This is a genomic window from Pseudomonas sp. R28(2017) (assembly GCF_002112505.1).
Taxonomy (GTDB): Bacteria; Pseudomonadota; Gammaproteobacteria; order Pseudomonadales; family Pseudomonadaceae; genus Aquipseudomonas.
The window spans coordinates 307,175-320,482 of the sequence record NZ_NEHW01000006.1; the positions used below are offsets into that span (position 1 = coordinate 307,175).

Sequence of the window (13,308 nt, forward strand, 5' to 3'; positions counted from 1 at the left end):
CTCCTTCAGGCGAAGCGTTGCAGTTGCATCTCCCGTAGCCGGCTCAGGGTCCGTTGGTACGGGAACGCCAGATACCCTTGAGTGTAGAGCGCATCGAGCGGAACCTGCGCCTCCAGGTACAGGGCCACCCGGCGGTCATAGCATTCGTCGACCAGGGCGATGAAACGGCGCACGGCGTCATCCTTGGGTGACAGCCTCGGCAGCTCGCGGTCGCCTGCCACGATACGCGCCGCGCCATCCTCGGTGCCGCGGGCGATGCGCCCGGCCCGTTGCTCACCGCCCAGGGCCGGGATGCCCTCGACCAGGATCGCCGGGAATTGATCGCACAAGGCCATGAACTCCATGGCGGCCAGGGGCCGTTCGCATAACTCGGCAAAGTGGCACCACACAGCCTGAGTGCTGCGCCGGATCACCTCGATCTGCCGCGAGCCGATTTGCAGTGGCGCAGTGCTGCCGGGGTCATCCGGGCTGAGCTGCTGGAACACCGCTGCCAGCGCACCGCCCTTGGTCCCCTCCTCAGCGACCCAGTAACGCTGGCGCTGCGCGCCCGGGTGCAGGCGATGGTCCTGCTCGCCTGCCACCGAAAGCACCTGCATGTTCCGCTCGATGGCGCTGATGGCTGGCAGGAAACGCTCACGATTGAAGCCATCGCGGTAAAGGTGCTGCGGCGGCTGGTTGGAGGTGGCGACCACCACCACCCCGTGATCGAACAGCACCTGGAACAGGCGGCCAAGGATGATCGCATCGCCAATGTCGCTGACGAAGAGCTCGTCGAAGCACAACACACGGATCTGCCCGGCCAGTTCCCGGGCCAGGGCCTTCAGGGGGTCGGCAGTGCCGTTGAGCTGGAACAGGCGCTGGTGAACCCAGCCCATGAAGTGATGGAAGTGCTGGCGCCGGGACGGGACGCTGAGGCAACGGTGGAACAGGTCCATGAGCCAGGTCTTGCCACGGCCGACCGGGCCCCAGAGGTACAGGCCCTGGGTGGCATGGCCATTCTCCAAGGCTTCGAAACAGGCTTGTAGGGCCGTGACAGCCTGGGCTTGAGCAGGGTCATGGGCGAAGCCTTGCTCGGTGAGAGTCTGATGATAGAGGGACTGCGGATCGAGGGGCATAGTAGGTGGTTTGGCCAGTCAGTGCTCTATTGTCTGCACTGGCCCTTTCGCGGGCAAGCCCGCTCCCACAGGGATCGCACCGACCTCAGGCTTGTGGTGAACCTGTGGGAGCGGGCTTGCCCGCAAAAGGGCCAGTGCAGGAGAAAAGCTCCTTCAGCCCTCGCTCAGGCCGACCTTCAGCAGTGCCCCATCCTTGGCATCGGTCAGCACATACAAGTAACCATCCGGCCCCACCCGCACATCCCGGATGCGCGCCTTCAAGTCACCCAGCAAGCGCTCCTCATGGACGATCTTGTCGCCATCGAGTTGCAGGCGGATCAACTCCTGGGTCGCCAGCGCGCCGATGAACAGGTTGTGATCCCAGGCCTTGAAGGTCGGGCTGTCATAGAAGGCCATGCCGCTGATGCCGGGCGACTTCTCCCAGACATGGTGCGGGTCGACCATGCCGTCGACATGCTTGCCCTTGGCCTCGGGGATCGGCAGCAGCGAGTAGTTGATACCGTGCGTGGCGATTGGCCAGCCATAGTTCTTGCCAGGCGCCGGGATGTTGATCTCGTCGCCACCGCGCGGGCCATGCTCGTGGGTCCAGAGTTTGCCGGTCCAGGGGTTGAGCGCCGCACCCTGCTGGTTGCGGTGGCCGAACGACCAGATTTCCGGGCGCACATCCTGCTTGCCGACGAAGGGGTTGTCCTTGGGTACTTCGCCGTCGGGCAGGATCCGCACCACCTTGCCCTGCAGCTTGTCCAGGTCCTGAGCGGTCGGGCGCTGGTTGTTCTCGCCCAGGGCGATGAACAGGAACCCGTCGCGGTCGAATACCAGCCGCGAGCCGAAGTGATTGCCTACCGAGAGCTTGGGCTGCTGGCGGAAGATCACGCTGAAGTTTTCCAGCCGGCTGCGGTCCTCGGACAGCTGGCCACGGCCCACTGCCGTACCGGCCTTGCCGTCACTGCCCTCCTCGGAATACGACAGGTACACCGTGCGGTCCTTGGTGAACTGGGGCGACAGCACCACGTCGAGCAAGCCACCCTGGCCTTCGGCCCAGACCTTGGGCACGCCGCTGATGGGCGGCCCGACCTTGCCTTCGGCGCTGATCACCCGCAGGTTGCCGGGGCGCTCGGTGACCAGCATGTCCTTGCCACCCGGCAGGAACGCCAGCGCCCAAGGGTTGCGCAGGCCATCGGTCACGGTGCTGACGGTAAGCTGCCCTTCCTCGCTGGGAAACTGCTGCTCGGGGGCGGCATGGGCCATCAGGGGCAGCAGTGCGGCAGCGGTCAGGGTCGTCAGCCAGGTCATTCGGATCATGCAGGATTCCTTTCAAGCGAGTGGGGCTTCGGCCGAGCAGGGGCTCAGGGCGCGCGCTGGGTATCACGCGGTGGGCGCGGCGGGTCCAGGTTGGGCGCCTGCTGCTGGCGGCGCATGTTTTCGCCATTGCCAATGCCGCGGTTGTCCAGGCTTGGCGTGCGGTAGATGGGCTCGGTGGACGGGCCGCGCACAGGCGGTGTGGCCGGCATGCTGCCCTGGCGACTGTTGGGGTTGGCCCGCTGGATCGGGCTGTTGTACGGGTTGTTGTTGCTGGCGGCGAGCTGCAGCGGCTGCACGGGCGCGGCCTGCACCGGCAGGCACAGCAGCAGGCCGGTGGCCAGGGTGGGCAATGTAAGGTTCATGCTTCACCTCCTGTACGAAAAAGCGCGCCTTGAGCGTTTGGATAGCCTAAGGCGCGAAGGGTTCGCGGCAAAAGTGTGAATGCGATTCCTGATGTTTCAGTATGGGCCTGGTGGCGTTGCCCACCAGGCTTGCCGATCACCGGGCAATGTCGACCTTGTGCCGTGCCGCGTACAGGCACAGCATCTCCATGGCCAGCGTGGCCCCGGCCAGTGCGGTGATGTCGGCGTGGTCATAGGCCGGCGCCACTTCCACCAGGTCCATGCCCACCAGGTTGATGCCGCGCAGGCCACCGAGGATCTCCAGCGCCTGCACCGTGCTCAGGCCGCCGCACACCGGGGTGCCGGTGCCGGGCGCATACGCCGGGTCCAGGCAATCGATGTCGAAGGTCAGGTACACCGGCCGGTCACCGACCCGCTGGCGGATCGCCGCGATGATCGCTTCGGTGCCCTGGCGGTGCACCTGCCGGGCATCGAGAATGGCGAAGCCCTGGCTGTCGTCATTGGTGGTGCGCAGGCCGACCTGCACCGAGCAGGACGGGTCGACCAGCCCTTCGCGCGCGGCATGCCAGAACATGGTGCCATGGTCGATGCGCCCCTCCTCGTCCGGCCAGGTGTCGCTGTGCGCGTCGAAATGGATCAGCGCCAGCGGGCCGTGGCGCCGGGCATGGGCCTTGAGCAGCGGGTAGCTGATGAAATGGTCACCGCCCAGGGTGAGCATGGCGCAACCGGCCTCAAGAATACGCTCGGCGTGGGCCTGGATGCTGTCCGGTACCGACTGTGGGGTGCCGCTGTCGAAGGCGCAGTCGCCATAGTCGATCACGGCCAGATGGTCGAACGGGTCGAACGCCCAGGGCCAGTGGCGCGCCCAGGCCTGCTGCACCGAGGCGGCGCGGATTGCGCGCGGCCCGAAGCGTGCGCCAGGGCGGTTGCTGGTGGCTGTGTCGAACGGCACACCGCTGACCACCACATCCACCCCGCGCAAGTCACGGCTGTAGCGGCGACGGGAAAAACTGGTGATACCGGCGTAGGTACTTTCCGCTGCGGTACCGTACAGGCTGTCGCGGGTCATGGCCTGGTCGTTGTTCTGGGCGTGTTCCACGGTTGGGCTCCTTTGGGTTGATCGGTCACTGGCGGCTGCGGAAGGCTGTCCACAGCCGGTTGCGCTGGCGCAGGTCGGACAGCGCCATGCTGCGGTCGGCATACAAACGCTCACGCACGTCGGCAGGTGGGTAGATGTCCGGGTCATTGCGCACGGCGTCATCGACCAGAGGCGTCGCTGCCTGGTTGGCGTTGGCGAAGAACAGCGTATTGGTCAGCGCTGCCACCGACTCTGGCTTGAGCATGAAAGCGATGAATGCCCGAGCAGCTTCCGGGTGCGGGGCGTCCTTGGGGATGACCAGGTTGTCCTGCCACACCAGCGTGCCTTCACGGGGGATGCGGTAGATCAGTTCGAACGGCTTGCCGGCGCGGCGCGCCTGGTCGGCGGCCATGGCCGCATCGCCGTTGTAGGTCAGCGCCAGGCACACGCTGCCGTTGGCCAGGTCGCTGATCTGCCGGCCATTGGCGACATAGCTGACCGACGGTTGCAGCTGGTTCAGCAGGTTCTGCGCGGCGCTGAGATCAGCCTTGTCCTGGCTGTAGGGGTCCTTGCCGAGGTAGTTGAGGGCGACACCGATCACTTCCTGCGGCGAGTCCGGCATGGCGATGCCGCATTCCTTGAGGCGGCTGGCGTACTCGGGCTTGAACAGCAGGTCGAGACTGTCCAGCGGCACATCACCCAGGCGCTGGCGCACGGCCTCGACATTCACCCCCAGGCCCAGGGTTCCCCAGGTGTAGGGCACAGCGTAGCGGTTGCCAGGGTCGGTCTCGGCCAGCTTGGCCAGCAGGTCCTTGTCGAGGTTGGCGTACCCCGGCATGCCTTGCGCATCGAGCGGTTGCAGGGCATTGGCCTTGAGCGCCCGGGCCAGCACAGTGGCTGAAGGCACGACCACGTCGTAGCCGCTGCGGCCGGTGAGCAGCTTGGTTTCCAGGACCTCGGTGGTGTCGAAGGTGTCGTAACGCACCTTGTAGCCGGTTTCCCGTTCGAAGCGCTGGAGCGTTTCCGGGGCCACGTAGTCGGCCCAGCTGTAGAGATTGACGACCTTTTCTTCGGCCTGCAGCGGCAGGGCCAGGACCAGGGACAACAGGCACAACGATCGACGCATGACGGACACCTCGGCGAATGGGTGGATGCCGCCAGCATGCCAGCCGGGTAACATTGCAAGAATGGCAAGTTTACAAAGCTGACATTCATCAGGAGCAATGTAATGCTCGGACAACTGCACGACCCCGACCTGCACCTGCTGCGGCTGTTCGTCACTGTAGTAGAGGCCGGCGGCTTCAGTGCCGCCCAGGGTGTGCTGGGCTTGAGCCAGCCCACCATCAGCCAGCGCATGGCGCAGCTGGAAACTCGGCTCGGCTATCGCCTGTGCAGCCGCGGCAAAGGTGGCTTTCGCCTGACCGACAAGGGTGAGTTGCTGCTGGAGGCAGCGCGTGGCCTGTTGCTGAACATCGAGCTGTTCCGCCAGCAGGCCAACGGCGTGGCCGGGCGCCTGCTGGGAACGGTGCGGGTGGGCATGGCGGAGAACCAGGATGCAGCCGTGAGCCTGCGCCTGGCCTCAGCCATTTCACGCTTTCGTGGGCGAGACGAGTCGGTGCAGCTGGAATTGATCAGCGCGCCACCTGCCGAGTTGGAGCGGCTGTTGCTGGAGCAGCGGCTGGATTATGCGATCAGCTACTTTTCCGGCAATCAGGCGGCGTTCGACTATCAGCCGTTGTTCGAAGAACGCCAGCGGTTGTATTGCGCGAAGGGCCATTCACTGTTCGACGTGGCCGAGGTGGCGCTCGAACAGTTGCTGGATGCCGATCAGGTACGCCATCCCTACCGTTTTCTCAAGGGCGGCGAGCCGTTCCAGAGCCGGCGCAGCATGGCGGTGGCGGAACAGATCGAGAGCGTGCTGACGTTCATTCTCTCGGGGCGGCATATTGGCTATCTGCCGTGTCATTGTGCGGCGAGCTGGGAGGCCCAGGGGATGTTGCGGGCGCTGGATCCGGGGCTGGATTTTGTGGTGCCGTTCACCTTGGCTCGGCATCGGGCACAGGTGCAGGGGGAGGCACAGGCGGCATTTGCGGAGGATTTGCTGGACGCGTTCTCCTGACTCGGCCTCTTCGCGGGCAAGCCCGCTCCCACAGGTACAGTACAAGGCTTGAAGGCTGTGATGAACCTGTGGGATCGGGCTTGCCCGCGAAGAGGCCGAGTCAGGCAACAACAATCAGTAAGCCATGCTCCAGGTCAGGGTGTAGGTACGGCCACGGCCCTGATAGTCATACAGGTAGGCAGGCCCGTAGGTCGGCGAATAGAACAGCGTCGCCCGCTGCCCCCAGACCGTGCTGTACTGCTTGTCCAGCAAGTTCTGGATCCCCGCGCTGAAGGTGCCGAAGCCGGTATCCTGGCTCCCCAACAGGTCAAAGGTGGTGTAACCGTCGATTTCGTGGTCGGCATCGTCCTTCAGGCTGAACGCATGGTTGGCCTGCAGCCGCGCACTGCGGCCATCGCCCTTCCAGCCGACGAACGCCGTGGCCTTGGACAGCGAGGCATAACGGGCATCGCGCTTGATCCAGTCGCCGTCGGCGTCCTCTTCCTCGGAACGGGTCAGGTGCAGGGTGCCGCCCGCTTCCCAGCCCGTCTGGAAATGCCGGGTCAGCGCGCCCTCGAAGCCGAAGTCGCGGCTCTTCTGGTCTTCGACGTCGATGGTCAGGGTTTGCGAGTCGACGTTGATGATCTTGTCCGACCAGATGTAGTACAGCGCGGCCTGCGCGTCCCAATCCAGGTCGGCATAGCGCCACCCCAGCTCGACCTGGCGGCTCTTGATACCGGCCAGCGGGTTGTCCGCCACGCTCAGCCCGGGCTTGCCGTAGTACTTGGCCGGGTCCGGCAGGTCGAAGCCTTCGCCGTAGTTGGTCCACACCTGGTGGCCATTCTTGAAGTCGTAGATGGCGCCGACGTTGTACAGGTTGACCTGGTAGTCGTTACTGCCACCCGGTACGCCCTTGAAGTCGCTGACATCCACATCCATCTGCTGGCGCCGGGCGCCGCCGGAGAAGGTCAGGTTGTCGGTGGCATGCCAGTCGAGCTGGGCGTAGACCGATACGCCATCGACCCGATAGCTGGGGTAGCGCTCGGCCTTGCTCTGCTTGTCCAGGTCCAGGCCACCGCTTGCGGATGAGGTCAGGGCATCGAAGGTGGTCTGGTCGGCATTGAAGCGCTCGCGATCCAGGTCGACGCCATAGGTCAGCTTGAGGGTATCCCACTGCTTGGCGAACAGCCCCTTGAGGCTGGTGACCTCGAAGTTCTGCTGCGAGGCGGCGAAGTACACACCGCGCGAACCGGTCGGCGTGGCGCGGTTGTAGTAAGGGAACGGATAGAAGTTGTCGTCTTCCTTGCGGTACGAGGCCTGCAGGTAGAAATCCTGGCCCAGTACATCGGTGTGGTGGTAGTTGGCGTTGAGCAGCAGGCGCCGGGTACGCGGTTCCAGGTCCGAAGCATAGCCGCTGCGCAGTTCGGCGTCCTCAAGGTCAGAGGGGGCGTTGTAGTTCAGGTTGGGGAAATAGATGCCGGTACTGCCGTGGTTGCCGGAGTCATAGTACTGGGCCAGCAGGTCCAGGCTTTGCTCGTCGGTGAGCTTCAGGCCGAGGGTGCCCAGCACGTCGAGGGTGCGGTTGTACTGCAGGTCGGTCTGGGTGTTGTCGATGAAGATCTGCTCGCCCGCGCCATCGTAGAAGGCTTCATTCTGCTCGCCGGATACCCCCAGCCGCGCGTTGACCCTGTCGTTGCCGCCGCTGATCGACTGGGCGAAACGGGTGGCCAGGTCGTCACTGTTGTTGAAACCGCTGCTGGCGCCGAGCTGGGTCTCGAAGCGTGCCGGGCCCGGTTCGCCCTTCTTGGTGACGATGTTGATGATGCCACCCGTGGCGCCGCCGCCATAGAGGGCGCTGGCGCCGGACAGGACTTCGACACGTTCGACGTTGAACGGTGAAATGCTGTCGAACTGGCGCGACAGGCCGCGCGAGCTGTTCTGGCTGACACCATCGATCATCACCAGCACATTGCGCCCACGCATGTTCTGGCCGTAGTTGGTGCGCCCTTCGGGCGCCAGGTCCAGGCCTGGCACCAGCTTGCCGATCGCCTCCTTGAGGCTGACGCCGCTGTCGATCTGTTCACGCAGCTGCTGTTGGTCCACCACCCAGACCGTGCCAGGGATGTCGCTGATGGCGGTGCTGGTACGCGAGGCAACGCTGACTTCGATGGGCTTGAGGTTGACCGCCTGCGGTGCAGGTGCAGCCTTGCGCAGGGTGACGGTGCGGGCATCGTTGAACTGCCAGGCCATGTCGCTACCGGCCAGCAGACGTTGCAGCGCCTGTTCGATGCTGTAGCTGCCGTGCAGCGCCGGGCTGCTCAAGCCTGCCACATCCCCCGTGGTGTACAGCAGGTGCAGATTAGCCTGATCGGCAAACGCCGTCAGGGCCTGATCCAGCGGTTGTGCCGGCATGTCCAGTTGAACCTGGCGGGCCTGCACCTGTGCGTGCAGGTCGGTGGCGGCCCGGGCCTGCAGGGGGCCGGCGAGCATGGCCAGGGCGCTGCAGGAGATCAAGGCATGGTGCAGGCGAGTGCCGCGACGGTGAGTGGGCTTGGGCAAAAGAGGCACGAATGAGCTTCCAGACAAGTCGTAATTGAGAATGGGTTGCTGATCAGTCCCACTACGACGATCTGGCTTGCACGAACTTGCAGCGGCAAATGAAAAAAATTTCGATTATTTTTTACAGGCTCAGTGCACCACGGCCAGCCACGGCAGATAGGTGACCTTGAGGCCGTAGCGCTGCTCCAGAGTGCGCAGCAAGGCCTGTGGCTCGTTCAGGTCGAACACACCGCTGACTTCGAGTGCCGAGAGCTTGGGGTCGGACAACAGAATGCGGCCGTGCTGGTAGCGCTCGAGCTCGGCCAGTACCTGCCCCAACGGTTTGCCATTGAAGATCAGCTTGCCGCGATGCCAGGCCGTCTGCGCGCCGGCGTCGGCGGCAATGGCCAGGCTGTGCCCACCGCTTTGCGCTGCGCCTTTGGCCAGCACCACGTGGCCGTCTCGGCGCACACTGAAGGTTGCCGCACTGCCCTGCACGGGCTCAGCGGCGGTTTCGACCACGAAGGGCCGGGGATCATCGACGGTTTCGAAAAGCGCCTCACCTGCCTGCAGCGTCACCCTGCGTTCGCTGGCGGTGAAAGCCACGTCGAAGGCGCTGGCGCTGTTGAGCACTACCCGCGAACCGTCCGCCAGGGTAATGCTCTGCTGCTCGCCAATGCCCGTGTGATAGTCCGCCAGCCACAGCGGCAGCTGTTGCCAGCCGCTGTAGCCTGCAACCAGCAGCACCAGGGAGGCGGCGATGCCCGTTGCCCATTGCCGCTTGCTGCGGCGCGCGGGCGTTGCTTCGTGTACCTGGGCAGTCGGCGTATGGCCAAGGTCCCGCCACAGCGCTTCTGCTTCACGCGCCGCCTCGGCATGCGCCGGGCTCAGCTGACACCAGCGCCGATAGCGTGCCCGGTCGCTGGCGCGGGCATTACCCGAGTGCAGCAGCACCTGCCAGTCGAGGGCATCGTCGGACAAGTCGCTGATCGGCTGGGGAGCGTGCATGGTCGAAGTATCAGTCATGGTTGTGCTTGAGCCAGTCGCGGCAATGGCGCAGGGCCTGGCCGATGTATTTTGCCACCATGCTCTCGGAAACGCCCAGTCGTTGTGCGATCTGCGCCTGGGTCAGGCCCTCGACGCGGTTGAGCAGCAGCGCCTGGCGAGCATTGCCCGGCAACTGCAGCAGCGCTTCGTCGAGTATCTGCAGGCGCTCGCGGGCCAACAACGTGGCCTCCGGCGCGGGCGCCGGGCAGACAACCTCCCCTGTGCTATCGCTGTCCTCATGGCTGGCGGCGATACGCTGTTCGCGGCGCAGCGCATCGATGGCCAGATTGCCGGCCACGCGGAAGATGAAACTGCGAGCATGCAGCACCGGCACCGCCTGCTCGTCGATCTTCACCAGCTTGAGGTACGTCTCCTGGGCCACGTCAGCGGCACGCTGCCGGTCGCTCATGCGCCGGGTGAGGAACTGCAGCAGGTCGTCGTAGTGCTCCTGGAAACTCGCCAGCAGACCGGACACGGGAGACGTCAGCATTGGGTGGAAGCACTGCCAGTAAGAGGGATTGTCGGGCGTTAATGAGAAACAGTATCTTTCATTAAGCCAGACACTTTCAACGCTGGCGTGCATTTGCCACACTGCAGGCACTACTTCGTCGGCGAGGACCCCACCCATGGCTGCCCGTTTGTGCCGCTCCTTTCGCCTGCTGCTGGTGCTGATGCTGGCCGGCGGGCTCAACGCCTGCGCGTTGTTCCAGGCCCACGACCCGCTCAACATCAGTGTGATCGGCATCGAACCGCTGCCGGGGCAGGAACTGGAAATGCGCATGGCGGTGAAGATGAGGGTGCAGAACCCCAACGAGTCGGCCATCGACTACAACGGCGTCGCGCTGAACCTGGAGGTCAACGGCCAGCCGCTGGCTGCAGGGGTCAGTGACCAGCAAGGGCACATCGGCCGCTACGATGAGGCTGTGATCGTGGTGCCGGTGAGCATCACCGCGTTCGCCTTCCTGCGTCAGGCCTATGGCCTGGGCAAGCTCGATTCACTGCAAGGGATGCCCTACAAGCTGCGTGGCAAGCTGGCAGGCGGGCCATTGGGCACCGTGCGCTTCACCGACGAGGGCAAGCTGGACCTGCCCAAGGAGGGCAGCCTGTACTGGTAAGGGAGCGGTCAGCGATTGGCGCTGGCCGCAGCCATCATCTTGTTGACTTCGCTGCGCACCATGTTGGCGTACTCGGGCGGCGACATGCCCTCCAGTTCGGCCCGCACCCATTCTGCCCACTTGCCTTTGCGCCGTGATTTCTCCGAAATCAGCCGCGCGGCCTCGCCCTTGGCCTTGCCCAGGTTGTTCTGCCACATCTCGAACAGCCGGGCCTTTTCCGCCTCGATCTGCGCCCGTTCCTCGAAGCTCATGTTGGCCAGATTGAAACTCATGAAGGTACCTGCCTGTTGAAAATGGCCGCTATCTTACACCGTGACGTCGCATCATCGGCAAAGCCGTCGCAACTTTCCCGGCGCGCCGGCATCCATTGTTCAAACCACCCCATCGACGAGGACGTGTTCATGGCCCGCAAAACTGCTGCACTGGCCGACAGTGATCAGATCAAGGACCAGGTGTTCAGTGAACTTCAGGCATTGATCGAAGAGTCGGAAAAGCTGCTCAACGAAAGCGCCGCGCTGGTTGGCGAAGAAGCCGAGACCTTGCGTGCACAGGTCAGCCTGAAACTGCGCCAGGCACGCCAGGCTGCCGGCCAGGTGCGTGCCAAGGCGCAACCGGTGGTCGACGCCACGCAGGACTATATCGGTGGCCATCCTTGGCAGACAGTGGCGGTCTCGGCAGGCTTCGGCCTGGTGATCGGCCTGCTGCTGGGGCGCCGCTACTAGGCGTCAGGCCGCTTGTGCCATCGGGATACCGCTGTGGAAACGTAGCTCCTGATCCGGTGACTGGATCAGTTCGGCTTCAGCTTCACGCACCAGGGTGACGCGGCGGGCGATGTCCGCTTCGTCGCCATACTGGTGGGCGAGTTTCAGGTAGCCCTGGTAGTGACGTGCCTCGCTTTTGAGCAGGCCGTGATAGAAAGAGCCAAGCTCTTCATCGAGGTGTGGCACCAGGGCCGCAAAGCGTTCGCAACTGCGGGCTTCGATGAATGCGCCGACCACCAGCGTATCCACCAGTTTCACCGGCTCATGGGCCCGCACCAGGCGCCGCAGCCCAGACGCATAACGCCCCGCCGACACCGGCCGCAGCGGCACGCCGCGACGCTTCATCAGGCGCAGCACCTGCTCGTGATGCACCAGCTCCTCACGGGCCAGGCGCGACATCATGTTGATCAGGTCCAGGTGGGTGTTGTACTTGGCAATCAGGCTCAGGGCGGTGCTGGCTGCCTTGAACTCACAATTCTTGTGGTCGATCAGCAGGGTTTCCTGGTCGGCGAGTGCCGCTTCGATCCAGGCATCTGGGGTCGGGCAGCCGAGGAAGGCATCGATTTCGGGGATCAGCGACATAAGCGAACAACCACACTGGACAGGCAGGACCGGCGATTATACCGACGGCGACGGGTAGCACCAGTGACTATGCTTGATGTACATCAAGCGGCGACGCGAGGGGCGCCGACTATAGTCAGGCATTGCTCGCCACCTTTGAAGGGAGTCCACGCCATGCAAGCCGTCCGCAGCATCCTCGTCGTCCTTGACCCGGAACATGCCCATAGCCGTGCATTGACGCGGGCCAAGCTGATTGCCGGCGTGACCGGTGCCCGTCTGCATCTGCTGATGTGTGACAAGAAACACGACCACAGCGCGCTGCTCAGTCTGCTGGGCAGCCAGTTACATGATGATGGCTATGACAATGTCACCCATGAACAGACCTGGCATGAGACCTTGCAGGAATCGATCATCGCCGTGCAGCAGGCCGAAGGGTGTGAACTGGTCATCAAGGAGCATCGGCCAGACAACCCGCTGAAGAAGGCGTTGCTGACACCAACCGACTGGAAGCTGTTGCGCCAGTGCCCCTGCGCGGTATTGATGGTCAAGAGCGAGCGCCCCTGGACTGGTGGCGTGATACTCGCGGCGGTGGATGTCGGCAACCAGGACGCTGACCATCGTCGGCTGCATGCCAGCATCATCGACCATGGCTATGCCATTGCCGGGTTGGCCAAAGGCGATCTGCACGTGGTCAGTGCGCATCCCTCCCCCATGCTGTCGGCGTCTGACCCTGTCTACCAGTTGAGCGAAACCATTGAAAAGCGCTACCGGGAAGCCTGCAGCGCGTTCCAGGCCGAATTCGATATCAGTGAAGATCGTCTGCATGTCGCGGAGGGGCCTGCGGATGTGCTGATCCCCCATTTCGAGAAACGGCTCGACGCCGTGGTCACGGTCATGGGCACGGTCGCTCGCACCGGGATTTCCGGGGCCCTGATCGGCAATACTTCGGAAGTGGTGCTCGACTCGCTGGAGGGTGATGTGCTGGTGCTCAAGAGCGAAGAAGCGACGGCGCACCTGGCGGAGCTTGCCCGGGGCTGAAGGTTTGCTGAACCGGAAAGACAAAACCCCTACCTGCATGCGCAGATAGGGGTTTTGCGAAATGAATCTTGACGATGACCTACTCTCACATGGAGAAACCCCACACTACCATCGGCGATGCATCGTTTCACTACTGAGTTCGGGATGGGATCAGGTGGTTCCAATGCTCTATGGTCGTCAAGAAATTCTGTTGCCAGAATGTCCTGCTGGACAGCCTAGCGAATTCGGATATGCGATATTTGTGATGTTGCGAACTTTCGGTTCGTTTCGTCTTCACCACCGCAATCTGCGCT

General features: G+C 63.8%; 13 protein-coding genes, 1 rRNA gene and 1 pseudogene. 4 read left to right on the top strand and 11 right to left on the bottom strand.

Annotated features, from left to right (window positions below; genetic code table 11):
• Positions 1–5: 5 nt before the first annotated feature.
• The 5 genes from zapE to CAF78_RS13580 form a co-directional block, all read right to left on the bottom strand.
• Positions 6–1,115, bottom strand: coding sequence for a cell division protein ZapE (gene zapE / locus CAF78_RS13560; RefSeq protein WP_085676185.1), 1,110 nt, complete (start codon positions 1,113–1,115; stop codon positions 6–8).
• A 153-nt stretch (positions 1,116–1,268) separates the two neighbouring features.
• Complete coding sequence (locus CAF78_RS13565) at positions 1,269–2,417, bottom strand: PQQ-dependent sugar dehydrogenase (protein WP_085676186.1); 1,149 nt, start codon at positions 2,415–2,417, stop codon at positions 1,269–1,271.
• A gap of 44 nt (positions 2,418–2,461) precedes the next feature.
• Positions 2,462–2,779, bottom strand: coding sequence for a hypothetical protein (locus CAF78_RS13570; RefSeq protein WP_085676187.1), 318 nt, complete (start codon positions 2,777–2,779; stop codon positions 2,462–2,464).
• Between the two features lie 136 nt (positions 2,780–2,915).
• Positions 2,916–3,848 (bottom strand): agmatinase, encoded by a 933-nt coding sequence (speB, locus tag CAF78_RS13575; protein WP_371856902.1) that lies wholly within the window; start codon positions 3,846–3,848, stop codon positions 2,916–2,918.
• Positions 3,849–3,903: 55 nt separating this feature from the next.
• Entirely contained in the window at positions 3,904–4,983 is a 1,080-nt protein-coding gene (locus tag CAF78_RS13580; RefSeq protein ID WP_085676202.1) for an extracellular solute-binding protein, read from the bottom strand.
• Positions 4,984–5,085: 102 nt separating this feature from the next.
• On the opposite strand from CAF78_RS13580, the gene CAF78_RS13585 reads away from it, so the two are divergent.
• Positions 5,086–5,976, top strand: coding sequence for a LysR family transcriptional regulator (locus CAF78_RS13585; RefSeq protein WP_085676189.1), 891 nt, complete (start codon positions 5,086–5,088; stop codon positions 5,974–5,976).
• 114 nt (positions 5,977–6,090) lie between these two features.
• Here CAF78_RS13585 and CAF78_RS13590 read toward each other — a convergent pair whose 3' ends face one another.
• The 3 genes and pseudogenes from CAF78_RS13590 to CAF78_RS13600 all read right to left on the bottom strand — a co-directional run.
• Positions 6,091–8,514 carry a TonB-dependent receptor gene (locus tag CAF78_RS13590; RefSeq protein WP_085676190.1) on the bottom strand — a complete coding sequence of 808 codons (2,424 nt, stop codon included), beginning with the start codon at positions 8,512–8,514 and terminating at the stop codon, positions 6,091–6,093.
• Positions 8,515–8,643: 129 nt separating this feature from the next.
• Positions 8,644–9,519 carry a FecR domain-containing protein gene (locus CAF78_RS13595; RefSeq protein ID WP_256573908.1) on the bottom strand — a complete coding sequence of 292 codons (876 nt, stop codon included), beginning with the start codon at positions 9,517–9,519 and terminating at the stop codon, positions 8,644–8,646.
• 4 nt (positions 9,520–9,523) lie between these two features.
• A pseudogene (locus tag CAF78_RS13600) lies at positions 9,524–10,030 on the bottom strand (RNA polymerase sigma factor); the annotation flags it as partial.
• Between the two features lie 136 nt (positions 10,031–10,166).
• Here CAF78_RS13600 and CAF78_RS13605 point away from each other — a divergent pair.
• Positions 10,167–10,655 carry an LEA type 2 family protein gene (locus CAF78_RS13605; protein ID WP_085676193.1) on the top strand — a complete coding sequence of 163 codons (489 nt, stop codon included), beginning with the start codon at positions 10,167–10,169 and terminating at the stop codon, positions 10,653–10,655.
• Positions 10,656–10,663: 8 nt separating this feature from the next.
• On the opposite strand, the gene CAF78_RS13610 is transcribed toward CAF78_RS13605, so the two are convergent.
• Positions 10,664–10,927 (bottom strand): hypothetical protein, encoded by a 264-nt coding sequence (locus CAF78_RS13610; protein ID WP_027920628.1) that lies wholly within the window; start codon positions 10,925–10,927, stop codon positions 10,664–10,666.
• A gap of 129 nt (positions 10,928–11,056) precedes the next feature.
• Here CAF78_RS13610 and CAF78_RS13615 point away from each other — a divergent pair, with 129 nt between their 5' ends.
• Positions 11,057–11,377, top strand: coding sequence for a YqjD family protein (locus CAF78_RS13615; RefSeq protein ID WP_085676194.1), 321 nt, complete (start codon positions 11,057–11,059; stop codon positions 11,375–11,377).
• 3 nt (positions 11,378–11,380) lie between these two features.
• On the opposite strand, the gene CAF78_RS13620 is transcribed toward CAF78_RS13615, so the two are convergent.
• The gene (locus tag CAF78_RS13620; RefSeq protein ID WP_085676195.1) at positions 11,381–11,998 is read right to left on the bottom strand and encodes a tRNA-(ms[2]io[6]A)-hydroxylase; all 618 of its coding nucleotides are present in this window, start codon (positions 11,996–11,998) and stop codon (positions 11,381–11,383) included.
• 153 nt (positions 11,999–12,151) lie between these two features.
• Here CAF78_RS13620 and CAF78_RS13625 point away from each other — a divergent pair, with 153 nt between their 5' ends.
• Positions 12,152–13,015 carry a universal stress protein gene (locus tag CAF78_RS13625; RefSeq protein WP_085676196.1) on the top strand — a complete coding sequence of 288 codons (864 nt, stop codon included), beginning with the start codon at positions 12,152–12,154 and terminating at the stop codon, positions 13,013–13,015.
• 66 nt (positions 13,016–13,081) lie between these two features.
• Here CAF78_RS13625 and rrf read toward each other — a convergent pair.
• Positions 13,082–13,197, bottom strand: a 5S ribosomal RNA gene (gene rrf, locus CAF78_RS13630).
• Positions 13,198–13,308 lie beyond the last annotated feature (111 nt).

What these genes read in the sequence shown, in the direction of transcription:
- CAF78_RS13585 (WP_085676189.1), top strand. Translation starts at nt 5,086, where the DNA reads ATGCTCGGACAACTGCACGACCCCGACCTGCACCTGCTGCGGCTGTTC.
- CAF78_RS13615 (WP_085676194.1), top strand. Translation starts at nt 11,057, where the DNA reads ATGGCCCGCAAAACTGCTGCACTGGCCGACAGTGATCAGATCAAGGAC.
- CAF78_RS13570 (WP_085676187.1), bottom strand. Translation starts at nt 2,779, where the DNA reads ATGAACCTTACATTGCCCACCCTGGCCACCGGCCTGCTGCTGTGCCTG.
- CAF78_RS13580 (WP_085676202.1), bottom strand. Translation starts at nt 4,983, where the DNA reads ATGCGTCGATCGTTGTGCCTGTTGTCCCTGGTCCTGGCCCTGCCGCTG.
- speB (WP_371856902.1), bottom strand. Translation starts at nt 3,848, where the DNA reads ATGACCCGCGACAGCCTGTACGGTACCGCAGCGGAAAGTACCTACGCC.
- CAF78_RS13610 (WP_027920628.1), bottom strand. Translation starts at nt 10,927, where the DNA reads ATGAGTTTCAATCTGGCCAACATGAGCTTCGAGGAACGGGCGCAGATC.
- CAF78_RS13620 (WP_085676195.1), bottom strand. Translation starts at nt 11,998, where the DNA reads ATGTCGCTGATCCCCGAAATCGATGCCTTCCTCGGCTGCCCGACCCCA.
- CAF78_RS13565 (WP_085676186.1), bottom strand. Translation starts at nt 2,417, where the DNA reads ATGATCCGAATGACCTGGCTGACGACCCTGACCGCTGCCGCACTGCTG.
- CAF78_RS13605 (WP_085676193.1), top strand. Translation starts at nt 10,167, where the DNA reads ATGGCTGCCCGTTTGTGCCGCTCCTTTCGCCTGCTGCTGGTGCTGATG.
- CAF78_RS13595 (WP_256573908.1), bottom strand. Translation starts at nt 9,519, where the DNA reads ATGACTGATACTTCGACCATGCACGCTCCCCAGCCGATCAGCGACTTG.
- zapE (WP_085676185.1), bottom strand. Translation starts at nt 1,115, where the DNA reads ATGCCCCTCGATCCGCAGTCCCTCTATCATCAGACTCTCACCGAGCAA.
- CAF78_RS13625 (WP_085676196.1), top strand. Translation starts at nt 12,152, where the DNA reads ATGCAAGCCGTCCGCAGCATCCTCGTCGTCCTTGACCCGGAACATGCC.